This window comes from Sphingomonas sp. RS6, assembly GCF_054489705.1.
On the sequence record NZ_JBTMWM010000005.1, the window covers coordinates 79,632 to 103,455 of the forward strand.

Annotated in this window: 17 protein-coding genes; 3 read left to right on the forward strand and 14 right to left on the reverse strand. The window is 65.9% G+C overall.

What is annotated here, in order from left to right; all coding sequences use genetic code 11:
* The first annotated feature begins 25 nt into the window (after positions 1 to 25).
* Positions 26 to 1,672: a glycoside hydrolase family 43 protein gene (locus tag ACX40Y_RS11150; RefSeq protein WP_459119636.1), complete on the forward strand. Its 1,647-nt coding sequence runs from the start codon at positions 26 to 28 to the stop codon at positions 1,670 to 1,672.
* 69 nt (positions 1,673 to 1,741) lie between these two features.
* The gene (locus tag ACX40Y_RS11155) at positions 1,742 to 4,087 is read left to right on the forward strand and encodes a glycoside hydrolase family 95 protein (RefSeq protein WP_459119637.1); all 2,346 of its coding nucleotides are present in this window, start codon (positions 1,742 to 1,744) and stop codon (positions 4,085 to 4,087) included.
* Here the strand turns inward: ACX40Y_RS11155 and ACX40Y_RS11160 are convergent.
* The 6 genes from ACX40Y_RS11160 to ACX40Y_RS11185 all read right to left on the reverse strand — a co-directional run bounded on the left by ACX40Y_RS11160 (position 4,074) and on the right by ACX40Y_RS11185 (position 13,058).
* Entirely contained in the window at positions 4,074 to 5,141 is a 1,068-nt protein-coding gene (locus tag ACX40Y_RS11160) for a LacI family DNA-binding transcriptional regulator (protein WP_459119638.1), read from the reverse strand. The two genes, ACX40Y_RS11155 and ACX40Y_RS11160, sit on opposite strands and share 14 nt — an antisense overlap.
* Before the next feature lie 4 nt (positions 5,142 to 5,145).
* The gene (locus tag ACX40Y_RS11165) at positions 5,146 to 6,645 is read right to left on the reverse strand and encodes a tryptophan halogenase family protein (RefSeq protein ID WP_459119824.1); all 1,500 of its coding nucleotides are present in this window, start codon (positions 6,643 to 6,645) and stop codon (positions 5,146 to 5,148) included.
* 5 nt (positions 6,646 to 6,650) lie between these two features.
* A complete protein-coding gene (locus ACX40Y_RS11170) occupies positions 6,651 to 7,685 on the reverse strand; it encodes a cupin-like domain-containing protein (RefSeq protein ID WP_459119639.1) in 1,035 nt (344 codons plus the stop codon).
* Positions 7,678 to 8,394 carry a SapC family protein gene (locus ACX40Y_RS11175; protein ID WP_459119640.1) on the reverse strand — a complete coding sequence of 239 codons (717 nt, stop codon included), beginning with the start codon at positions 8,392 to 8,394 and terminating at the stop codon, positions 7,678 to 7,680. The genes ACX40Y_RS11170 and ACX40Y_RS11175 overlap by 8 nt, the downstream gene beginning before the upstream one ends.
* A 1-nt stretch (position 8,395) precedes the next feature.
* Complete coding sequence (locus ACX40Y_RS11180) at positions 8,396 to 9,949, reverse strand: tryptophan halogenase family protein (RefSeq protein ID WP_459119641.1); 1,554 nt, start codon at positions 9,947 to 9,949, stop codon at positions 8,396 to 8,398.
* Between the two features lie 109 nt (positions 9,950 to 10,058).
* On the reverse strand, positions 10,059 to 13,058 hold the full coding sequence (locus ACX40Y_RS11185; protein ID WP_459119642.1) for a TonB-dependent receptor: 3,000 nt from the start codon (positions 13,056 to 13,058) through the stop codon (positions 10,059 to 10,061).
* A gap of 287 nt (positions 13,059 to 13,345) precedes the next feature.
* Here ACX40Y_RS11185 and ACX40Y_RS11190 point away from each other — a divergent pair, with 287 nt between their 5' ends.
* Positions 13,346 to 14,566, forward strand: coding sequence for an MFS transporter (locus tag ACX40Y_RS11190; protein ID WP_459119643.1), 1,221 nt, complete (start codon positions 13,346 to 13,348; stop codon positions 14,564 to 14,566).
* Here the strand turns inward: ACX40Y_RS11190 and ACX40Y_RS11195 are convergent.
* From ACX40Y_RS11195 to rpsM, 8 genes are all read right to left on the reverse strand, one after another.
* On the reverse strand, positions 14,535 to 15,404 hold the full coding sequence (locus ACX40Y_RS11195) for a glycoside hydrolase family 16 protein (RefSeq protein ID WP_459119644.1): 870 nt from the start codon (positions 15,402 to 15,404) through the stop codon (positions 14,535 to 14,537). The two genes, ACX40Y_RS11190 and ACX40Y_RS11195, sit on opposite strands and share 32 nt — an antisense overlap.
* Before the next feature lies 1 nt (position 15,405).
* Positions 15,406 to 17,049 carry an adenylyl cyclase gene (locus ACX40Y_RS11200; protein ID WP_459119645.1) on the reverse strand — a complete coding sequence of 548 codons (1,644 nt, stop codon included), beginning with the start codon at positions 17,047 to 17,049 and terminating at the stop codon, positions 15,406 to 15,408.
* A 234-nt stretch (positions 17,050 to 17,283) separates the two neighbouring features.
* Positions 17,284 to 18,843 carry a glutamine-hydrolyzing GMP synthase gene (gene guaA, locus ACX40Y_RS11205; protein WP_459119646.1) on the reverse strand — a complete coding sequence of 520 codons (1,560 nt, stop codon included), beginning with the start codon at positions 18,841 to 18,843 and terminating at the stop codon, positions 17,284 to 17,286.
* 70 nt (positions 18,844 to 18,913) lie between these two features.
* Positions 18,914 to 21,046 carry a prolyl oligopeptidase family serine peptidase gene (locus ACX40Y_RS11210; RefSeq protein ID WP_459119647.1) on the reverse strand — a complete coding sequence of 711 codons (2,133 nt, stop codon included), beginning with the start codon at positions 21,044 to 21,046 and terminating at the stop codon, positions 18,914 to 18,916.
* Between the two features lie 74 nt (positions 21,047 to 21,120).
* Positions 21,121 to 21,543, reverse strand: a complete 423-nt coding sequence (gene rplQ / locus ACX40Y_RS11215; protein ID WP_459119648.1) for a 50S ribosomal protein L17 — start codon at positions 21,541 to 21,543, stop codon at positions 21,121 to 21,123.
* A gap of 217 nt (positions 21,544 to 21,760) precedes the next feature.
* Complete coding sequence (locus ACX40Y_RS11220; RefSeq protein WP_459119649.1) at positions 21,761 to 22,831, reverse strand: DNA-directed RNA polymerase subunit alpha; 1,071 nt, start codon at positions 22,829 to 22,831, stop codon at positions 21,761 to 21,763.
* Positions 22,832 to 22,930: 99 nt separating this feature from the next.
* Positions 22,931 to 23,320 (reverse strand): 30S ribosomal protein S11, encoded by a 390-nt coding sequence (gene rpsK / locus ACX40Y_RS11225; protein ID WP_010545745.1) that lies wholly within the window; start codon positions 23,318 to 23,320, stop codon positions 22,931 to 22,933.
* 83 nt (positions 23,321 to 23,403) lie between these two features.
* Entirely contained in the window at positions 23,404 to 23,772 is a 369-nt protein-coding gene (gene rpsM, locus ACX40Y_RS11230; RefSeq protein WP_459119650.1) for a 30S ribosomal protein S13, read from the reverse strand.
* Positions 23,773 to 23,824: the final 52 nt, after the last annotated feature.

A 23,824-nucleotide genomic window follows, 5' to 3' on the forward strand; every position in this document is an offset into this window, starting at 1 on the left:
AACCGGGCGAGGCAGGGAGGATGGCATGATTGCACGTTTCACGGCAGCGCTGGCGCTGGTCGCCGGCCTTGCCGCGCCGGCATGGGCGCAGACACCGGCACGATTCAGCGATTTCCGCTATGCCGGCCGGGCGCTGGAGCCGGTTCAGGCACGCCCCGGCGAGTACCGCAATCCGATCCTTTCCGGCTATTATCCCGATCCGTCGGTGACGCGGGTGGGCAGCGACTATTATCTCGTGCTGTCGTCCTTTGCCCATTATCCGGGCCTGCCGATCTTCCATTCGAAGGATCTGGTGAACTGGACGCAGATCGGCAACGCGATCGACCGGCCGGGGCAGCTCGATTTCACCGGCATGCGCACCTCGCAGGCCGTGTTCGCGCCGGACATTTCCTGGCACGACGGCACTTTCTACATCGTCAACACTTGTGTCGGCTGCAAAGGCAATTTCGTCATCACGGCCAAGGATCCGCGCGGCCCCTGGTCCGATCCGATCTGGCTGCCCTTCGAGGGGATCGACCCGTCGATCTATTGGGAGGGCGACAAGGCCTATATCGTCAACAATCGCGCGCCGGACGAAACGCCCCGCTATGACGGCCACCGCGCGATCTGGGTGCAGGAATATGACTGGCGCGCGGGCAAGATGGTCGGCCCGAGCACACAGTTGATCAACGGCGGCGTCGATATCAGCCAGAAGCCGGTCTGGATCGAAGGGCCGCATATCTTCCGCAAGGACGGCTGGTATTATCTCACCGCCGCAGAGGGCGGCACCAGCGTCAACCATTCGCAGGTGGTATTCCGGTCGAAGGCACTGCGCGGCCCCTATGTTCCCTTTGCCGGCAACCCGATCCTCACCCAGCGCGACCTCGATCCGAGCCGTCGAAACCCGGTGTCGTCGACCGGGCACGCCAAGCTGGTGCAGACCCAGAATGGCGACTGGTGGGCGACGTTCCTCGGCGTGCGCCCCTATGCCGACGATTTCTACAATATCGGGCGCGAGACGTTCCTGTTGCCGGTCACGTGGCAGGACGGCTGGCCGATCATCCTGCCCAAGGGCAAGCCGGTGCCGCTGGTCGCCAAGGCCCCGGCCCTGCCCGCCCAGCCCCGGCCCGTGCTGCCGACCAGCGGCGATTTCAGCTACGTCGACCAGTTCGCCGGCGATGCGCTGTCGATGCAGTGGGTGGGCATTCGCACGCCCAAATCGCCCTTTTACCGCGTCGAAAATGGCGCGCTGGTGATCACCGGCGGCGGACGGTTGGGCGATCTTGACCAAGTGCCGGGCTTTGTCGGCCGCCGCCAGCAACATGCCAACGCCACGGTCAGCGTGACGGTGCGCTACACGCCGGCAAGGGATGGCGACCGCGCCGGGCTGGCCGCGGTGCAAAGCGATGCGAACTATCTGTTCTATGGCCTGACCACAGTCGGCGGCGCGCGGACGCTGGCGCTCTACACGCGCGACAAGGGCGACGAGCGGCTGATCGCGGCAACGACGCTGCCGGGCGACGCGCCGGTGACGCTGACGCTGCGGATCAACGGCGGCAGCATGACGTTCGACTATGCCACAGGCGCTGCCTCCGGCACGCTAAAGCGCGATCTCGATGGCCGCTTCCTCAGCACGCATGAAGCCGGCGGCTTCGTCGGCACGATCATCGGCCCGATGGCCTGGGCGCAGTGACGCGCCACCGACACCGCTGATCCTTCGCCGCCGACGCACCGGCGGCGCCCCCCTTTGCTGGAGCGGATGATGCCCGACTGGACCCGCCGTGAAACGATGAGCGCGATCGCTGCCGGCCCGCTGGCGCTCTCATTACAGAGCGCTCGGGCAGCAAAGGCCCAGGCAGCGCATCCGACGCTTTGGTATCGTCAGCCCGCCGCCAAATGGACCGAGGCGCTGCCCGTGGGGAACGGGCGGATCGGCGCGATGGTGTTTGGCGGCACCGACAGGGAACGGCTCCAGTTCAATGAGGCGACGCTCTGGGCGGGAGGGCCCTATGATCCGGTTAACCCCAAGGCTCGCGAAGCGCTACCCCGCGTCCGCGAACTGGTCTTCGCCGACAAGATCGCCGAAGCCGAAGCTCTGACCAATGAAGCGCTGCTCGGCACGCCCAAGACGCAGATGCCGTATCAGGCATTCGGGAACCTGGTCATCCTGTTTCCCGGCCTCACGGAAGCGAACGACTATAGTCGCGCGCTTGACCTCGACTCCGCTGTGGCGACAACCCGATTCCTCGCGGACAGTGTCGAGCATGTCAGGCGGGTGGTGGCTTCCACTCCCGATCAGGTCATTGCCGTGCGCATCGAAGCGTCGGCGCGGGGCAGGGTCGATGCCGATTTCGCTCTGGAAAGCGAACATGCCGACGCGATCGCGCGGCCATTTGGCGCGAACCAGCTGTTGCTCACCGGCCGCAACGGCAGTGCCGCGGACGTAGCGAGCGCGCTTCGTTTTGCAGCACAGCTGCTGGTGTTGCCCGAAGGCGGTAAAATCATGCCAAACGCTACCGGCGGCCTGAGCGTGCGAGGCGCCGACGCCGTGACGCTGCTGATCGCAATGGCTACGAGCTATCGCCGGTTCGACGACGTCTCCGGTGACCCCGAGGCACTGGTCGCGCAAACACTGGCGGCGGTGCGCCGCAAGCCGTTCGCGCAGATCGCCGACGAAGCGAGCGCCGCCCATCACCGCCTGTTCCGGCGGGTGTCGCTCGATCTGGGCACCACGCCCGCGGCCAGCGAGCCCACCGACCTACGCGTGCAACAATCGCAGGCGCGGGCCGATCCGGCGCTTGCTGCGCTTTATTTCGCCTATGCCCGCTATCTGCTGATCGCGTGTTCGCAACCGGGCGGGCAGCCGGCCACGCTTCAAGGCCTATGGAATGACAGCCTCAATCCACCTTGGGGCTCGAAATACACGGTGAACATCAACACCGAGATGAACTATTGGCCCGCCCACAGCACCAATCTCAGCGAGTGCGCCGCCCCATTGGCGACGATGATACGCGAACTGGCGCTGACCGGCACGAGGACGGCGCGTGACATGTATGGCGCGCGCGGCTGGGTGTGCCATCACAACACTGATGGCTGGCGCGCCACTGCGCCGATTGATGGTGCGCGCTGGGGCATGTGGCCGACCGGGGGCGCGTGGCTCTGCACCCATCTTTGGGAGCAATATGACTATACCCGCGATCGAGCCTTTCTCGCCTCTGCCTATCCGCTGATGGCGGGCGCATCGCGCTTCTTTCTCGACACGCTGATGCCCGATCCACGCACCGGCCATCTCGTCACTAATCCTTCGATCAGCCCCGAGAACGAGCATGGGCATGGCGGCGCGCTGTGCGCCGGCCCGACGATGGACATGGCAATCCTGCGCGACCTGTTCGCGCAGACGGCCGAGGCAGCGACGATCCTTGGCACCGACGCCGAGCTAGTAACGGAACTGCAGGCGGCATCGGCGCGGCTCGCGCCTTATCAAATCGGGCGCCAGGGCCAGCTTCAGGAATGGCAGGCGGACTGGGATGCGGATGCGACAGAACAACAGCATCGCCACGTCTCGCACCTTTATGGGCTGTACCCATCGCACCAGATCAGCGTCGACGCGACGCCGGACCTCGCGGCCGCCGCGAAGCGCACGCTGGAAATCAGGGGCGACAAGGCGACGGGCTGGGCAACGGCGTGGCGGATCAACCTGTGGGCCCGGCTTCGCGATGGCGATCGAGCCCACTCCATCCTCAATTTCCTGCTCGGGCCGGAGCGAACCTATCCCAATCTGTTCGACGCGCATCCGCCGTTTCAGATCGACGGGAATTTCGGCGGTGCGGCCGGAATCGTGGAGATGCTGCTTTACAGCCGCGGCGATACGATCGAACTGCTGCCGGCGCTGCCCGCTGCCTGGCCACACGGCAGCGTAAGGGGACTGCGGACGCGCGGCGCCTGCACCGTCGACATCGCGTGGCGAAACGGTCTGCTTACCCATGCAGTGCTCTCGCCGGAACACAGCGGCAGCCGGCTTCTGCGATATGGCCGAACCGAACGAACGCTGCCGCTCATCGCCGGCCGATCGTTGCGGATCGAGGGGGCGGCACTCACGGCCGGATAGAACAAGGGCCGGACGGAGGTGCGACCGATGCGCGTGTGACGAGGCGTGCCGGAACCACCACCGGCAACGCGGGGCTATCGTCACCTGACCGCGCGCCGATGATGAGTTCTACCGCGCGCTCCGACACCTCGGCGATCGGCTGATGCACGGCCGTGATCGGCGGATGCGCAAACCGCACGATCGCCGTGTCATCGAAGCTGATCAGCGACAGGTGCGTCGGCACCGAAAGCCCTCGCGCCTGTGCGACGTCGCGAACGGCGAGCACCGCATCGGCGCTGCCGATGATCGCGGTGGCGGGTTCGTCGCCCGCCAGCAGGCGGACTGCCGCATCGCAGCCGCTTGTATAGCCGAAATCACCCGGCGCGAAGAGCCCGTCGGTGTCGAGGTCGGCGGCCTCCATCGCCGCCCGCCAGCCGCTTTCGCGCCAGCCGCTCAGTTCATATTCGGGATCGCCGCCGATAAAGCCGATGCGGCGATGGCCCAGCCCGGCCAGATGCTCGGTTGCCAGTCGCGCTGCCCGTTCATCGTCCATCGTGAGCTGGAAACCCGGCCCCGCTTCCAGCGACCCGATGCGCGCGATGCTGATCCGTTGGTCATCCAGCACGCGCAGGATCGTCTGGTTCTGCGAATGCGGCGGCGTCAGGATCACGCCGTCCGGCTGCAGCGCCGCGATCGCCGCACGCAGCTCGCGCTCGATATGGTCGCTGTGCGTGTCGATCAGCTCGACGATCATGCGATAGCCATTCTCGGCGCATTTCAGCATGCCGCCCAGCAGCATCTGATCGACCCAGTCGCGCCCGTCCTGTTTCCGCCAGTCCGCGATCGTGCGTTCGCGGTCGTTGAGCGCCATGATCAGGTACGAACGCGATCCGCTCATCCGCTGCGCGGCGATCGACGGGACATAGCCCAGCCGCGCGATCGCCCCTCGCACGCGTTCGGCGATTTCCGGGCTGACCGTCGGCACCTTGTTGACGACGCGGCTCACCGTTTGCAGCGAAACCCCCGCATCGGCGGCGACATGACGGATCGTGACAGCCTGCTTGCGCCTCGCCATCGCGTCAGCCTGCCCCACCGTCGCCGGCACCACAATAGCGCGCGACATAATCGGCATGCGGCGGCAGCGCGTCGACAGTCTGGCGCACCTGCGTACGTAGCCCGGATAGCAGCCTGTCCAGTTCCTGGTCGCCCAGCTTGGCCGCGATCGGATGATGGGTCTGCGGCACGATCCCCTGCCCCATCATCACCTGTACCCAGCTGTTTTCGGCGAACAGTTCCTCGTTGCGGCGGAAGACGCGCCCGGTTTCGCGGAACAGGGCGATGCGGTGCGCGAGCGTGTCGGGAATTTCCATGTCCGCGCACTGCCGCCAGAAGCCGCTGTCGCGCCGCTCGGTCGCCTTGTAATGCAGGATCAGGAAGTCGCGGATCTGCTCCATGTCCTGCCGCTGCTGATCGTTGAACTCGGCGATGTCGCGTTCGCTCACCGGGCCGGCCGGCATCATTCGGATCAGCCGCAGGACGGCGCGCTGGATCAGATGGATGCTGGTCGACTCAAGCGGCTCGAGGAAGCCACCGGAAAGCCCGACCGCAACGCAATTGCGGTGCCACTGCCGCCGCCTTGCGCCCGCGGCGAAGCGCAGGAAGTTGGGTTCGGTGATCGGCGCGCCCGCCAGCTTGCCGAGCAGCTGATCGAGCGCCGCGTCGCGCGACAGATAGCGCTCGCAATAGACCAGACCGTTGCCGGTGCGGTGCTGGAGCGGAATGCGCCACTGCCAGCCGGCATCGTGCGCCATCGCGCGGGTATAGGGCGGCGGCGGACAGGCGCTTTCGGTCTGCACCGCGACGGCGCCATCGCAGGGAAGCCAGTGCGTCCAGTCTTCGAACCCGGCGTGCAGCGCGCCGTCGATCAGCAGGGCGCGAAAGCCGGTGCAGTCGACGAACAGATCGCCCTCGATCCTCTCGCCCGATTCAAGCTGGAGTGCCGCGATGTCACCGCTCTCGCCGTCCAGCGCGACGCCGGTGATCCTGCCTTCGATGCGGGTGGCGCCGTTCGCCTCCGCATGGCGCCGCAGAAACCGGCCGAACGCCGTGGCGTCGAGCTGATAGGCATAGTTCATCCGGCCGTCGGGCAGGTGGGCGAACCGCCCGGCGCGCGCCGCCATCAGTTCCAGGCAATAATCGTCATAGGGCTGCATGTGCCCGCGTTCGCGGCCATAGAGCCAGAAATGCTGGAAGCCGGCAGACCAGTGATCCTTGCCGGTGAGGCCGAACGAGTGGAAATAGCGGTCGTGGGCGCCGCCGGTGCGCCAGCCTTCGAACCAGATGCCCAGTTTGAACGTGGCATTGGTGGCGCGCATGAAATCGGCTTCGTCGATGCCGATCGCGCGGTTGAAGGTCGCGAGTGGCGGAATGGTCGATTCCCCCACGCCCACCGTGCCGATTGCGTCGGATTCAACCAGCGTCACTGCGGCCGTCCTGCCCATCGCATGGGCGATGGCCGCCGCCGTCATCCAGCCGGCCGTGCCGCCGCCGGCAATGACGATCCGCCGCGCCGGTGCCATGCCGCTCACCGCGTCAGCTGCCGCAAGAGAAAGGCACGGATGCGCCCGGCGGTTTCACGCGTCAGCGGCGCAAGCACGCTGCGCGCCGGCGGCGGTACGTGCGCGGCTGCATCATCACCGCCGCTGAACACATAGTGGTCGAAAACATCCTGCCAATATCGGCGCTCCTCCGCCGGCAGATCGCGGATCGCGAGGATGGCGTGGTTGAGCGCATCCTGGGGATCGCCCAGGAACCCCGGCGTTTCGCGCCACCAATAGTTGACGAGGATGTTGAAGCGGTCGAGCCCCTCGACATGGTGCCACCACAAAGGCGGGATGTGCAACGCATCGCCGGGCGCCAGCTCGACGGTGCGGGCATGGGCGAGCGCCTCGCGGAACCGGGGGAACCGCGCGAAATCGGGTGCGTGGAAATCGACCATGCTGATCGATCGGCCGGCAGGCGTATGGTCGAGCGGACCGAGATAGAGGTTGCGGAACTGTTCGGGCGGAAACAGCGTGAAGCGGCGACGCCCCGCCGCGACACAGGCAAGATTGGCCGGCACGTCGTTGTGCGCGGCGATGCGCGTGCGGGTGCCGATCCAGATACGCGGCGGCGCGTCCCGCCCGCCGAGATCGAGCGGATTGGCGGTATCGAGCCCGTCGAAGAAGCGCTGGACGTCGATCGAGCCGAGATAAATGGGCGGCGGATCGTCCATCGTCTCGACCTGGTCGATCTGGCCGAAGATCTTGGCAAGCGGGCCGCGATAGCTACGGAAGTTCATCGAGGTGGCGTCGCCTTCGTAGAACAACCGCCCGTCGGTCCCCGCCGTTCCCACCGAGACGGCAAAGGGCACGTCCCGGCTGTACCGCAGCAGATAGGCGCGCGCCGCGGCGCCGCCGTCCCGCGCCGCCGCAACCAGCGGCCAATCGGCCACCAGTCCGCGCAGCACGATCGGCTCGCGCGCCGCGCGCAACTCGGCGTCGAGCGCCCCCGCATCGCCCGCCACCACTTCGCGCACGCAGGGCATCGCCTCGAATATGCCCGGATCGCGTTCAGCCATGCGCCATCCGGCGGTTCTTGCGCGCCACCAGCGCATCGAAATTCGACAGCGACGCCAGCGCCATGAACAGCGGCATCAGATGGCCGGCATCGTGCAGCTCGGCCATCGCCGCACCATCAAGCGCGCGCAGCCGATCCTCGTCGATCGCATGATAGCCGACCAGCCGGTTGGTCGAGCCATCCGCCAGCGTCACATCGACCGACAGTGGCTCGAGCAGTTCGTGGCGTCGCAGCGCAGCATAAAACGCATCGGCACCGCGAAGTCCGACCTCCAGTTCGCCCAGCTGTGCCGCAACGCGCTCCAGATAGGGCGTCGGCGCACCGTCTTCGTCGAACACGCGGATGCCCTCGCCGGTGGTGAGCCTCGCGCTGGCCATATCGACATGCACCTGGCTGCCGGGGGCATCGGGCGCGGCGCGGCCGATCAGGAACGGCTGGATGTCGATCGCCAGTGGCCGATAGCGCGCGTCCCACCGATCGCCCTGAAGAAACAGATTCTCGCCGGCCGCAAAACCGAAGATCGCGAAGGCGGCATAGCTGTCGCGCACGGCATCATAGCGGAACAGGATCGGGTATTCGTTCTGCACGCGCCGAAATTCGTCGGGCACGGTCAGGCAATGCATCACCGCATCGCCCAGATCCGCACCGCAATCGGTCCGGACGCGCAGGTCGCGATGGGCTTCGGCGGTCAGCGAAACATGGTTTGACATATCAATGGGTCATTTCTTTTGGCAGATCATGGCCGTCCGCGCGCAGCGCGTCCAGCGTTGCACGGTGATCGGGCAGCCCGGCGGCCAGCGCCCGCGCACGCTGGCGCACCTCGCCGGCAAGCGACGCCCCACTGGCAGCTTCCGGCCCCAGCAGCGCCCCCGCCGCAGGTGGGGGAAAGCCCATGCCATAGAGCACGAACTGATGGCTGGCAGCGGGGAATATCTCGTCGACCATCGGGAAATCCGCGTCGGACGGGGGCTGATGACGCCATAGCTGCAACAGCTCGCGCAGCCGGGCGGGCACGCTCGCCGGGTCGCGCTGCGCCAGCCAATAGGGCGTCTGGCGTTCGCTCAGGACATAATGGAGCTTTAGGAACTCGACGGTCCGATCCCAGCGATAGCGGAACAGGTCGTTGAACCGCGCTGCCTGGATCTCCATCACCGCGCGATCGGCCGGGAAATTGTCGAGCAGCCAGCCGAGCGACAATTCGATGAGGACGATCGCCGAGGCCTCCAGCGGCTCCAGAAAGCCGGCCGACAAGCCGATGGCGAGGCAATTGCGCTCCCAGAAGCGCGCGCGGTGGCCCGAGCGGAACCGCAGTTCACGGAACGGCGGCAATGGCCCTTCTGCGCCCGCCGCACGCAGATAGGCGGACAGCGTCGCCTCCGCCGTCGCCTCGTCACAAAAGGCCGAGGCATAGACGCAGCCGATCCCGCGCCGCGTCGGCAAGCCGATGTCCCAGATCCAGCCGGCATCATGCACCGTCGCCACCGTGACCGAGGCGATCGGCGCATCGGGCGCGGTGGGCAATTGCACCGCCAGCGCGCGATCGTTGCACAGCACGTCGCCACGGTCGACGAACGGCACGTCGAGCGCACCGCCGATCAGCAGCGCCGCATGGCCGGTGCAATCGATGAACAGATCACCCTCGATCCGCCCGGTCGCGCGCGTGCGCAGCGCCGCGATATCGCCATCGGGCGCCCGTTCGACGCCATCGACATGATCGCAGATGTAATGAACGCCCAGCCGCTCGGCATGGCGCATCAGCAGCGCCGCGAGCTTGCCGGCATCGAGGTGATAGCCGTAGTTCAACGCCCCCGCATAATCGGGCATCGCCCGCTGACGCGGCGCGAGCCGCCGGTCACTGATCGCCGGCTGCGGACAGACGGCGCTGGCAAAGGGCGTGTCGCCGCTCGCCGCCCAGGCGGCCACCAGACGCCGCGCGTCGCTGCTGGCGGGAGGCGTGAAGGGATGATGATAGCGATCGTCGGCTGCGCCGGTGCGCCAGCCATCGAACCGCGAGCCCTGCTTGAACGCGGCATCGCACGCGCAGAGAAATTCGCGTTCGCCGATGCCGATCCGGGCCAGCGTGCGCCGCAGCGTCGGCCAGCTTCCTTCGCCAACGCCGATGGTCGGCACATTGGGCGATTCCACGAGCGTCACGGCCAACGGCGCTGCCGCCTTCGGATCGGCGCGGGCGGCGATCACGCACGCCGCCAGCCACCCGGCGGTACCCCCGCCGACGATCGTGACGCGGGTAACCGGCCGCTCCATCAGATCGTATCTCCCGTGGATCGCATGTTTGTTCCCGGCCGAAATAGCGCGGAAGCCACGCCACGACGAGCGTGGCTTCCGCAAGGCACAGGAGAAAGGACGGAACGGTTCAGAAGTTGAACCGCACGCCTGCCGTGTAGCGGGCATAGCCCGGCGCGGCGAAGGTGACCGTGTTGTCCGAGCGACGATGCCCGCGACGGCTTTCGCCGGTCAGGTTAATGCCTTCCACGAACACGGTGAGCCCATGCATGAACTCGTAGCTCGCGCTCGCATCGACCTGGCCATAGGCTTCGACATAGAACGGGTTCGGGCCGCTGCCCGACAGGAACTTGTCGCGCCAGTTATAGGCCACGCGCGCCTGGATGTTATACTTGTCGAAGAAGCCGACCACGTTCGCGCTGTTGCTCAGGCCGACCAGCGCGAACTGGGTGGCGGTGGCGGGCAGCGTGTTGTCGTAGGTCGCGTCGCCATTGACGATCGTATAGTTCGCAATGACGCCGAAGCCCGTGTTCCAGAAGCTGTGCTGAACCGCAAACTCCCAGCCGTGCAGGTTGGCCGTCTGGTCGCTGTTGACCGGCGTGGTGATCTGGAAGGTGACGGGGTCGTCTTCCGGCAGGCCAAGGATCTGGCCGGTGGTGTTGCCGTTGCTGTCCGTGCCGGTGACGATCACCGAGTCCGGATAGTTGGCGAAGATATAGTTGCGGATCGCCTCCGGTGTTGCATCGGCACCAAGCGCCGCGACCGCGGCGTTGTAACGCGGGCCCGATGCCGGGTTGGTCAGCCCGAACGCCGACGTGTCGACGCGCGTCGAGGAAATGAAGTTCGACACGTTCTTGTTGAAATAGCCGACCGAAATATAGCTCGACGGGCCGTAGTACCACTCGGCCGACAGATCGATATTCTTCGACTTGTACGGCTCCAGCCCCGGATTGCCCTGGCTGCCCGTGCCGTTGGTGATGCGGAACAGCGAGTCGATGGTGCGCCCGCCCTGCAGGCTGGCGTAATCGGCGCGGGTGATGGTGTGGCTGTACGACGCGCGCAGCTTCACGTTGCGGATCGGTTCGATGTCGAAGTCGATCGCGGGCAGCCAGTTGTCGTAGCTGCCCTTGAACTGGGTGAAGTCGCTTTCGTTCGAATAGCGGATGTTGAACTCGCCCGCCGAAACCCATGCCGTACCGGTCGGGATCGGCACGAGCGCCTTTGAATCGACGATCGTCTGCTCATAGCGAAGCCCGGCGATGACGTGCGCCTCGGCACCCATCGCATAGAAATGGCCGCGCGCCTGGACGAACGGGGCGATCGTCTTTTCCTTGATCCGGCGATCGACGGTGTAGTTCGCAAGACAGGTATTCGCCTGGGCGGAACCGGTCGCCGGGTTGGAGCAGATGCCGTACAGATCGTTCAGCTGATCGGCCAGCCGCTCGAAATCGAAGCGGTAGAACTGCTGGATCATCGCCGGATCGCCGGCGCCGCCAACGCCCTTGAACTTGTCTGGCAACGTTGCCAGCTCAAAGATGTCGTCGGGGATGTCGGACGCCGGGCCGGCGCCGCCCCAGGTGTCGTTCTGGATATAGCCATAGGCCGAACGGACATCGTTTTCGGTATAGGTGAAGCCGAAATCGAGAGCGTCGAGCACACCGCCATCGTGATCATAATGGCCGGACAGCTGAACCTGGTTGATCTCGTCGCGGAAATAGGCGTTGCGGAACGAGTTACCGGTGGGGGTGATCAGCGATGCGTCCAGCGCATCGATGCCCGGGTTCATCGCGACCGAGATGATCGGCAGATCCTGGGTGAAGTCGATCGACTGGTTGGCAACGCCGAACACCGCAGTGCCGATCGACGTGCTCGAGCCATATTTGTTGGTTGGCTTCGATTCGGCGGTCGAATGGTGCGCGTCGAGTTCGACGGTCACGCCGCCCGGCGCTTCCCATTTCAGATTGCCACCGATCGAGCGGTTGATCGTGCGATTAGCGGTCAGCGAACCGCTGTACGACAGATCCTTGCCCTGCGTGGCGCCGAACGCTTCCGAATAGACGATCGGAGCGGCAACCGGGCCGTCGCCCCATTCGCTCGAATCATTGCCGTTGTTGAACCAGATGCCGACGCTGTTGTTGCGAACTTCGACGGTGTTCTGCGAATAGGTATAGTCGATCGTCGCGACGAGCGAATCGATGGGCCGAATCTGCAATGCGGCCTGCGCGTTGATACGCTCGCGATTGATGTCGTTCAGATTGTACGACGCGCTCTGCGGCACCGCATAGACGTCATTCGCGCCCGGCGGGTTGGTGATGTTTTCATAGCCCGTGCCGCCCGGTTGCGGCAGCTGACCGGCCGGGTTCGACCCGAGATAGCCGTCGAGCCAGCCGACCGACGCCTGGTTGTTGCTCGCCTTGCGCTTCTGGTAGATACCGTTGACCATGATGCCGATCGCATCATTGGCAAAGGTGTCGCTGATGATGCCCGACACTTCCGGGGTCAGGTCGGCGCCATCATTCTGCGACGTATCCCAGGCGCCCTTGACGGCAACGCTGCCGTGCAGGCCGGGATTGTCGAACGGGCGCGGCGTCTTGATGTTGATCGTCGAACCGATGCCGCCGGATGGCACCGATGCGCGGCCGCTCTTGTAGACCTCGACCGCGGCGACGCCTTCCGAAGCGAGATTCGCGAAGTCGAACGAGCGCGACGAGGGCGGGCTGGCGCCGTCGCCCAGCGACGAAGTCGGCATCTGGCGGCCGTTGAGCAGCACCAGGTTGAATTCGGGACCGAAGCCGCGGACCGTGACGGTGGAACCTTCGCCGTTCGAACGATCGATCGACACGCCGGTGATACGCTGCAGCGATTCGGCGAGGTTGGTGTCGGGGAACTTGCCGATGTCTTCGGCCGAGATCGCATCGACGACACCCTGCGCATCGCGCTTGATGTTCATCGATTCACGAAGGCTGGCGCGGATGCCGGTGACGACGATTTCCTGCGACGCTTCACCCTGCCCATCGGCAGCGACGGGCGCCGAGTCGTCCTGTGCCCAGGCGATGCCGGGCGCGGCGAGTGCGAGCGTCGAAGCGCCCAGAATCAAGGACGCAGCACGGCGTGACGAAAATTTTCGCATGAACTCCTCCCCTCTGAATGGCCATTAGCCAGTAAGTCGATTTTTCGAGATAACGTTCACTTGATCAGTTTGCGGTGGAGTGTCAAGCAGGCTGGAACCGGTTTCTTCACGGCGCTGCAGATGATAACACGGAGGGGAATGTTGACGCAGTGCAGTCGCTTCGAACGCGTTGCTCCGACACTGGTCACCGGCACTTGCCGTCGCGCCCGCGTCCGCCGTGCAGCGGCGCGGCAAATGGCGGCCGAATATGGTTCCCGTGCGGCACGCTTGCTGGCAGGGTGCCGCCGATGACCGCCGGCCGTTCCGCCCCGCCAACGGTGTCGCCCGGCGTCTCGCGCCGGCTGTCGCCTGCCCTGCTCGCATTCGGCATTGCCCACGCGGGTGGCGTGATCGCCTATATGCCGCTGCTGTCGCTGATGCTCCCGGGCAAGGTCGAGGCCGTGGCCGGGCATGCGTCGCTGGGCATCTTCACCGCAGCGGTGATCGGCGGCGGGATCGCGGCCAGCCTGTCGAACATCCTGTTCGGCTGGCTCAGCGACCGCGATTCCGCGCGCGGACGCGGCCGCCGCCGCCTGGCGCTGGTTGGCCTCACCTCGCTTGCGCCGGCCTATGCTTTCATCACGCTGGCGAACAGCGCGGTCGCCCTGATCCTGGGCGTCATCCTGTTCCAGGCCGCGATCAACCTCGTCCTCGCGCCGCTATTCGCGATGATGGCCGATGAAGTGCCGGACGCGCAGAAGGGCACGCTCGGCGGCCTCATCTCGCTTGGCGAGCCGCTCGCCGGGCTGGTCGCCGCGCTGATCCTCGGCACCGCGATGTTCGGTTTCGGATCGCGGCTGCTGCTCGTCTTCGCTCTGGTCTGCGCCGCCTTCGCGCCGCTACTTTCACGCCGACCGACGCCGCTGCCGCTGTCCGCCCCACCGCCAGCGCAGGAAGCGATGCTCCGGCGTGACCTCGTCATCGCATGGACGTCGCGCATCCTCATCCAGGTTTCGGCGGCGGTGCTGTCGCTCTACCTCGTCTATATGTTCGAAGCGATCGCCTCGGCGCCCGCGGCCCAGGTCGCGCCGCGTGTTTCGGCGCTGCTGACGGTGGCCTTTCTGGTGGCGGTGCCGGTGACCGTCGGGCTCGGCCGGATTTCCGACCGGCGGGCCCGTCGCAAGCCGTTCCTGCTCGCCGCCGCGCTGGTCGCCGCGCTCGGGCTCGTGGGCATGACGCTGGCGCGCGACTGGGTCGCAGGCGCAGCCGCCTATTGCGTCTATGCGGTCGGCAGTTCGGCCTTCCGCTCGCTGCATGCCGCGTTCGCCATGCAACTGCTGCCCGATCCGCGCCACCGCGGGCGCGACCTTGGCCTGCTCAACCTGACGAACACGCTGCCGATCCTTGCCGGCCCGCTGCTGACCTGGCTGCTGGCAACGCCAGGGGATTTCGGCGCGGCGCTGCTCGCGCTGGCTGCGCTCACCGCACTCGGTGGCGTTACCGTGCTGGGCGTGCGCGGCTGGCGCTGACCGGCGCCGACGCCTCGTCCGGGACCGCCCAGTATCGGACATAGTCGATCGTCATCCGCTGCGGCAGCGCGGCATCATCGATTCCCTTCGCCCCGCCCCAGTCGCCGCCCACCGCGACGTTCAGGATCATGTGGAACGGGCGCGTGAACGGCCACGCCCCCGCGCCGCCGGGCCGATCATTGGCGACGCGCATATAGCCCCGGCCGTCGACTCCGATCACGATCTCCTGCGGCGTCCAGCGCATCTGATAGCGATGAAATTCGGTGCAGGCCGTCGGGATGGCGATCTGTGCCCCGCGCTGCGTTCCGCGCGAATGGTTGTACAAGCCGGTGTGAAGCGTCGCGTGGACCATGTTCGGATCCCAGCCGACCATCTCCATGATGTCGATCTCGCCCATCTCCGGCCATTGGCCGCTATCGGGCAGCATCCAGATCGCCGGCCAGCTCCCGCGACCGCACGGCAGCTTTGCCCGGATCTCGTAGAAGCCATAGCCAAAGCCCTCGCGCGAGATCAGCCGCGCCGAGCTATAGGCCTGGCCGCCCCAATCGGGGAGGCCGGCGTCCTTCAACGCTTCGCGCCGCGCCTCGATCACCAGCGCCCCGTTCTCGATCCGCGCATTCTCGGGCCGGCCGGCCGAATAATATTGCTTTTCGTTGTTGAACCAGCCCTGGGCGTTGCGCTCGGTCTCATAACGCCAGATGCTCGTATCGACCTTCGGCGCATCGAACTCGTCGGCGCGGGTCGGCGCCGTGGACGGCGCGCTCATCGGCACATCGACCTTGTAGCTGGTATCGCCCAGAGTCGTCGTCTGCAGCAGCAATGCGGTCAGTATCAGCATCTCACTCTCCTGCCGGGTAGTGACGCAGCGTCTGGCGAATCGCGCCCGGTCGCGCTGCGTCGCCCGCTTCGTTCACCAGATGGGCGATCGTGCCCTTGCCGCCGCCCAACGAAATCGTCGTTACCGATTCGAAGCGCACGCCCGGTGTCTTTGGCGCTTCAATCGCATGATCGAGCACGATCAGCGGGTCCGCAGTGAGGTTGGCGTAGATTCCCAACCCAACTGCAAAATGATCGGTGACATCATCGGCGACCTTGTAGGCGGCATAGCCCCGCACATCGCCCGCCATCCACACAGCCTGGCTCGGCGGATCATAGGGCAGTTCGTTCTGGTAAAAATAAGTCCGCCCCCGCTCGCCGCGCCACCAGGTCTGCCATTTTTCGAAATGCTCTACGAACAGGCCGTGGATGGTAACGTCGTCGCCGTTCACGATGAGCCCGTGATCGGCGACGTTCTCGGTCCAGCCGACATGGTTGCGCACGCCGGGCCCCTCGCCATGATCGGCCCGCCAAATCCACAAATGATCGCCGATCACGCCCCGACTGTTGATCTCGAGGCAGGTCTCGGCGCGACCCGGCGTCGCGCCGCCGACACGGAAAAACACGTCCGACAGCACAATCGGATCGCCCCGATGATCGCCGCCTGCGCCGGCTTCGCCGACCTGCATCAGCAGTGGCGACTGCCTTGCCCCCGCATCGATCAGCAAACCTGCGATCCGCACGCCCGGGATGTCGTCGACCAGCAGCACCGCCGTTCCCGCCACCGCGTGCAGCGTCGCAAGGCCTAGGCCCAGCACCACGGTTCCCGGGCGTGTGACGCGTAGCGGCCGGGCGAGCGAGTAAATCCCGGGGGTAAGCAGCAGATGCCGGCCAGCAGCGAGGGCCGCGTCGATCCGCGCCACCGGCATGTCGGGTGTTGCGATCAGGAAATCCTCTAGCGGCAGCGTCTGTCCGGAAGGTGTCGCGTCCGTCCAGCTTGGCCCGCTCGTGTCGTCCCGCGGTTTAGGGACGAATACACCCCATTGCCCGTCGTCATCGACATGCAGGAACGGCTTTTCGCAACTGCGGGGGGTCCGCGCGATGCTGGTATAGGGTGGCTCCGGGAATCGGGTCGGCGGTGCGCCTTCCGTTCCCAGGAACATCATGTTCCAGTTGCTGCCGTCCCAGCCGCCGATTGCGCTGTTGCGGGTGAACCATTGCTGCTGGGTTCCCGAGCGTATCGAACCGGAAACCCTGCAATCGGCAATGAACCCGCCGCTCGACCAGCCGCCATCGTCAAGCATCAGATCGCCGGCCAGATCGACGCGACGATAGGGAGCTGCCTGCGACACGGCCCAGCGATCCGAGCCATCCGGCGGGCGTACGGCGACATTCTCGACGCCGCGCCAGAAGTTGACAAGGGCCATTCCGTCTCGCCAGTCAGCCTCTGCATGGACGTGGCCGTTGACCGTCGCCGCGCCCGGCAGCAGCCCCAGTCCTGCGACCTGCGTGAAAAAGCCGACATTAATGTCCAGCGCATGGGATCCTGGCTTCAGCAGCACGGCATAGCGCCGGTCAGTGAAATGCGCGCGCTCCTGCATAGTAAAGATAGCGTCGAGGCGCGGCTGCACCAATTCACGCGGCAGATCGGGGTTGATTACGAGCACATTGGGACCGAAATCGGGGTCGGCACCACCCCTTGCCTTCGCCCCGGCAGGCGCGCCAAACGCGGCCGCAACACCGACGCCGCCCATACCCGCCAGGAACCGCCTCCGCGCCGGCTGACACCCGTTCGGCTCACCGCCCATTAACCTCTCCCTGCGTTCTTGAGTGAACGTTCACACAAGAACGCAGCGCACGCAACCGTCACCGCTAAGGATGCGCCTGACGCGGACGTGGGATCATTCCCACTCGATCGTGCCGGGCGGCTTGCTCGTATAGTCGTAGGTCACCCGGTTCACGCCGCGCACCTCGTTGACGATGCGGGTCGCCACCCGCGGCAGGAAGCCGCCGGGGAACTCGAACGCCTCGGCGGTCATGCCGTCGATCGAGGTCACCGCTCGCAGTGCCAGCACGCTGTCATAGGTGCGGCCGTCGCCCATCACGCCGACGCTGCGCACCGGTGTGAGTACCGCGAACGCCTGCCAGATCGCGTCATAGAGGCCGGCATTGCGGATCTCCTCGAGGTAGATCGCATCGGCCTTGCGCAGGATGTCGCAGCGTTCCTTGGTGACTTCGCCCGGAATGCGGATCGCCAGGCCCGGCCCCGGGAACGGGTGGCGGCCGACGAACACGTCCGGCAGGCCCAGTTCGCGGCCCAGCGCGCGGACCTCGTCCTTGAACAGCTCGCGCAAGGGTTCGACGAGCTTCATGTTCATCCGCGCCGGCAGGCCGCCGACATTGTGGTGGCTCTTGATCGTCACCGACGGGCCGCCGGTGAAGCTTACGCTTTCGATCACGTCCGGGTAGAGCGTGCCCTGAGCGAGGAAATCAGCGCCGCCGATCTTGCGCGCCTCTTCCTCGAACACATCGATGAAGGTCTTGCCGATGAACTTGCGCTTCGCCTCGGGGTCGGTGACGCCGGCCAGGCCGTTCAGGAACAGCGTCTCGGCATTCACATGGACGAGCGGGATGTTGTAATGGCCGCGGAACAGGCTGACCACCTGGTCCGCCTCGCCCGCCCGCATCAGGCCGTGGTCGACAAACACGCAGGTCAGCTGGTCGCCGATCGCCTCATGGATCAGCACCGCGGCCACCGCGGAATCGACGCCGCCCGACAGGCCGCAGATCACCTTGCCGTCGCCAACCTGCGCGCGGATTTCGGCAATCTTGGCGGCGCGGAACTCGGCCATGGTCCAGTCGCCCGACAAGCCGCAGACATGGCGCACGAAGTTCGCCAGCAGTTTCGCGCCATCGGGGGTGTGGACCACTTCGGGGTGGAACTGCATTGCATAGTAGCGGCGCTCGTCATTGGCGATCACCGCATAGGGCGCGCCGGGGCTGGCCGCGACCGGGCGGAAGCCGGGGGCGAGGCTCGCCACCTTGTCGCCGTGGCTCATCCACACCTGATGGCTCTCGCCGGTCTGCCACAGCCCGTCGAACAGTGCGCAGCCATCGGCGATCTCAATGAAAGCGCGGCCGAATTCGCCGCTATCGCCCTGCACCACTTCGCCGCCAAGCTGGTGCATCATCACTTGCTCGCCGTAACAGATGCCGAGCACCGGCAGGCCGCTGTCGAAGATTTCCTGCGGCACGCGGGGGCTGCCCTCGTCGAGCACCGAGGCCGGCGAGCCGGAAAGGATCACGCCCTTGGGCTGCATGCGGGCGAAAGCCTCGGCAGCAGTGGTGAAGGGGGCGATCTCGGAATAGACCCCGGCCTCGCGAACGCGGCGCGCGATCAGCTGGGTCACCTGGCTGCCGAAATCGACGATCAGGATGGAGTCGGTGTGCTGGAGCGTCATGGCTGGCCGATAGGCAGCGCACGCCTGGCTGTCAAAGGGGCGCGGGCCTGAAAAGACCCGCGCCTTGCCCTCACTTGATCGCCAGCCCCGTCCACTTCGCGGCGAATGCCCAGAGGTCGGCCGTTTCCTCGATCACCTTGTCCGTAGGCTTGCCCGAGCCGTGGCCGGCGCGGGTTTCGATGCGGATCAGGTGCGGCTTGTCGCCGATCGCCGCATGCTGGAGCGCGGCGGTGTATTTGAAGCTGTGGCCCGGCACGACGCGATCGTCGGTGTCCGCCGTGCTCACCAGGATCGCCGGATAGTCCATGCCGCTCCTGATATTGTGATAGGGCGAATAGGCGTAGAGCCGCCTGAAATCGGCTTCCTTCGACGGATAGCCATAATCATCAACCCAGTAGCGGCCGGCGGTGAACCGATCGAAGCGGGTCATGTCCATCACCCCCACCGCGGGCAGCGCCGCGGCGAACAGGTCCGGGCGCTGGTTGGTGACGGCGCCGACCAGCAGGCCGCCGTTGGAGCCGCCCTGGATCGCGAGCTGGCCCTTGCCGGTGAAGCCCTCAGCGATCAGGAACTCGCCCGCCGCGATGAAATCGTCGAACACATTCTGCTTGTTCGCCAGCCGCCCGCCGTCGTGCCATGCCTTGCCATATTCGCCGCCGCCACGGATGTTGGCGACGACGAACACCCCGCCCTGCTCCAGCCAGGCGAGCCGCCCGGCCGAGAAGCCCGGCGTGATCGGAATGTTGAACCCGCCATAGCCGTAGAGGATCGTCGGCGCCGGCCCGGTGACGCTCTTCTTGCGGACGATGAACATCGGCACGCGGGTGCCATCCTTCGAGGCGTAGAAGCGCTGTTCGACGGCATAATCGTCAGGATTGAACGCGACCTTGGGCTTCGCCCACGGCGTCGCCTTGCCGCTGGCGACTTCGTAGCGGAAGATCGTCGTCGGATAGTTGAAGCTGGTGAAGGCGAAGAAGGTTTCGCCATTGTCGCGCTCGCCGCCAAAGCCGCTGGCCGTGCCGATGCCGGGCAGCGCAACCTTGCCATCGGGCGTGCCGTCGAGCCGGTAGCGGCGCACCTCGGTGGCGGCGTCGACCATGTAGCTGAGGATCAGCCGATCGCCGACGATCGAGGCACCGGCCAGCGTTTCCTTCTGCTCGGGCACCACTTCGTTCGGCGTGAGCGCGGGATCGGCGAGGTCGATCGTCACGATGCGCTGGCGCGGCGCGCCGGCATCGGTCGCGAACCAGAATTTGGTGCCGACATTGCCGACCACCGACCATTCATTGGCCAGCGTGCCGATGATCGTGCGCGCCTTCCACGCCGGGTCGGTCAGGTCGATGATGTGAACGAGGTTCTTGTTGTCGGTCCCCTCGCTGGTGCTCACCACCAGATACCGGCCGTCATCGGTGATGCCGGCATAGTGGCTCTGCTTCGGCTGCGCCGGCGTTTCATAGACCAGCCGGTCGGCCGATTGCGGCGTGCCGAGCTTGTGGAAATAGACGCGGTGATTCTCGTTCAGCGCCTGGAACTTGGCGTCGGCGGGCGGCTCGGGATAGCGCGAATAGAAAAAGCCGCTGCCGTCCTTGGCCCAGGATGCGCCCATCGTGAACTTTGCCCAGCCGACGGTATCGCCCGTATCCTTGCCGGTGGCGACATCGAGCACCTTGATCGTGCGCCAGTCGGTGCCGCCATCCTGCACCGAATAGGCGAGCAGCTTGCCATCCTCGCTCGGCAGCCATTCGGCGAGCGCCGTCGCGCCGTCCTGCGACCAGCCATTGGGATCGATCAGCACGCGGCCCGGACCATCGAGCGAATCGCGGACGAACAGCACCGCCTGATTTTGCAGGCCGCTGTTGTGCGCGTAGAAATAATGGCCGCCCTTGCGCTCGGGCAAGCCGAACCGTTCATAGTCGAACAGTTGCTTGATCCGCGCCTTCAGCGCGTCACGACCGGGAAGCGTCGCCAGATAGGCGTCGGTGACCTTGTTTTCCGCCGCGACCCAGTTGGCGACCTCCGCATCGTTGCGGACATCGTTTTCGAGCCAGCGATAGGGATCCGCGACCTTCACACCGAACTGTTCGTCGACCACGTCGACACGACGCGTCTCGGGATAGGCGAGCTTCACTTGGGTCTCCTGGGTCTGGGCGAAGGCCGGGGCCGCGGCGAGGATCATGGGGAGGACGAAGGACGATCGGCGCATGACGGCTCCACAAACGAAAAAGGCCGAGCCCTGATGGCCCGGCCTTTCCTACTTCGCAAGCGATGCGCGCCCGATCAGGCGGCTTCGTCGAAATCCTCATCGGTCATCACCGGACCCGAATCCTGGCCCTTGGCCGAAACGTCGCGATCGACGAATTCGATGATCGCCATCGGCGAGGCGTCCGACGCGCGGATGCCGGCCTTGATGATGCGGGTGTAGCCGCCGTTGCGATCGGCATAGCGGGCGGCCAGCACGTCGAACAGCTTCACCAGCTGAGCGTCGTCCAGCAGACGGGCATGCGCCAGACGACGGTTCGACAGGCCACCCTTCTTGGCGAGGGTGATCAGCTTTTCGACGTAGGGGCGCAGTTCCTTCGCCTTGGCGACGGTGGTGGTGATCTGCTCGTGCTTGATCAGCGCGGCCGACATGTTGCGGAACAGGGCCTGGCGGTGAGCCGAGGTACGCTGCAGCTTACGGCCGCCGTAACGATGACGCATGATATCTTCCCTTCGTTCGTCAGGGGGCCGTTTGACGGTACCCCCAGCCAGGCGGTGCGAATATGGGCCACCGCCCAAAACCCAAAGTTGCCAAAGTTCACACTCGTGCGAACTTCAACGTCGCAAACTTCACACATGGCCGACGCGGCAGAACCGCGTCGTCAGCCGCACCTCGCGATCAGCCCGGGATCGGCAACGCCAATCCCGGACGCGAGGCTCAGCCCATGATCTCCTGCTCGAGCTTCTTGGCCATTTCCTCGATATTCTCAGGCGGCCAGCCCGGGATTTCCATGCCCAGGCGCAGGCCCATGCTGGAGAGGACTTCCTTGATCTCGTTGAGCGACTTGCGGCCGAAGTTCGGCGTGCGCAGCATCTCGGCCTCGGTCTTCTGGACCAGATCGCCGATATAGATGATGTTGTCGTTCTTGAGGCAGTTGGCCGAACGGACCGACAGTTCGAGCTCGTCGACCTTCTTGAGCAGATAGCGGTTGATCTGCGCGGCATCGCCCGCGCCACCTTCCGCCGGCGCTGCCGCCGGAGCCATGCCGCCCACCGGGGCCGCACGGGTGATCGAGGAGTCGTCGAAATGGACGAACAGCGCCAGCTGATCCTGCAGGATGCGCGCGGCATAGGCGAGCGCGTCCTCCGGGGTGACGGTGCCGTCGGTTTCGAGCGTCAGCGTGAGCTTGTCGAAATCGAGTTCCTGCCCGACGCGGGTGTTCTCGACCTTGTACGACACCTGACGCACCGGGCTGAACAGCGCGTCGACCGGGATCAGGCCGATCGGCGCATCGGCCGGACGGTTCGCCACGGCCGGGACATAGCCCTTGCCGGTGTCGGCGGTGAGTTCCATGTTGAGCGTCGCGCCGTCGTCGAGATGGCAGATCACCAGCTCGGGGTTCATCACTTCGATGTCGCCCGACACGGCGATGTCGCCAGCCTTCACCTCGGCAGGGCCGGTGGCGGACAGCTGGAGCCGCTTGGCGCCTTCGCCCTGCATGCGCAGCGCGATCTGCTTGACGTTCAGGACGATGTCCGTGACGTCCTCACGCACGCCGGCGAGCGACGAGAATTCGTGCAGCACATTCTCGATCTTGATCGAGGTGACGGCGGCACCCTGAAGCGACGAAAGCAGCACGCGACGCAGCGCATTGCCGAGCGTCAGGCCGAAGCCGCGCTCAAGCGGTTCGGCGACGAAGGTCGACTTGCGCTTGGAATCGCCCCCGGGCTTCTTCTCGAGGCCGTTGGGCTTCTTGAGTTCCTGCCAGTTCTTAGCGTTGACCGACACGGGCTTTCCTCATGTTGGGCGGGGGTGAGGCTTCCCCCGCCAGGTAACTACTGCAAGACCGCAGGCCCGCCTCAGGGCCCGCGGCACAAGCAGGACGTATCAGACGCGACGGCGCTTCGAGGGACGCACGCCGTTGTGCGGGATCGGCGTCACGTCACGGATCGAGGTGATCTGGAAGCCGACCGCCTGCAGCGCACGGAGCGCCGATTCGCGGCCCGAACCCGGACCCTTCACCTCGACCTCGAGGGTGCGCACGCCGTGCTCGGCGGCCTTGCGGCCGGCGTCTTCGGCGGCGACCTGGGCCGCATACGGGGTCGACTTGCGCGAGCCCTTGAAGCCCATCATGCCGGCCGACGACCAGGAGATCGCGTTGCCCTGCGCATCGGTGATGGTGATCATGGTGTTGTTGAAGCTGGCGTTCACATGGGCGACGCCGGCGGTGATGTTCTTGCGTTCGCGACGGCGAATGCGCTGCGGTTCACGTGCCATTTTCTGGACCTTTATCCCTAATCCGTGGAGCGGTCACTCGCGGAAGCACCGGCTTCGGCGGAGCGACGGGCGCCCCGCGCGAATTACTTCTTCTTACCGGCGATCGGCTTGGCCTTGCCCTTGCGGGTGCGCGCATTGGTGTGCGTGCGCTGGCCACGGACCGGCAGACCCTTGCGGTGGCGCAGGCCACGATAGCAGGCGAGGTCCATCAGACGCTTGATGTTCATCGCGGTCTGGCGACGCAGATCGCCTTCCACGGTGTAGCCGGCGTCGATCGCTTCGCGGATCTGCAGCACTTCCTGATCGCTCAGGTCCTGCACGCGACGCTCGGGGGCGATTTCCAGCTTGGCGGTGATTTCCTTGGCCTTGGCCGCGCCAATGCCGTGGATATACTGCAGCGCGATAACGACGCGCTTGTTGGTCGGGATGTTGACACCCGCAATACGTGCCATGAAGTTTATTCTCCCAGCTCCACGGGGCGCCGCATGGCCGCAGACACCCCAT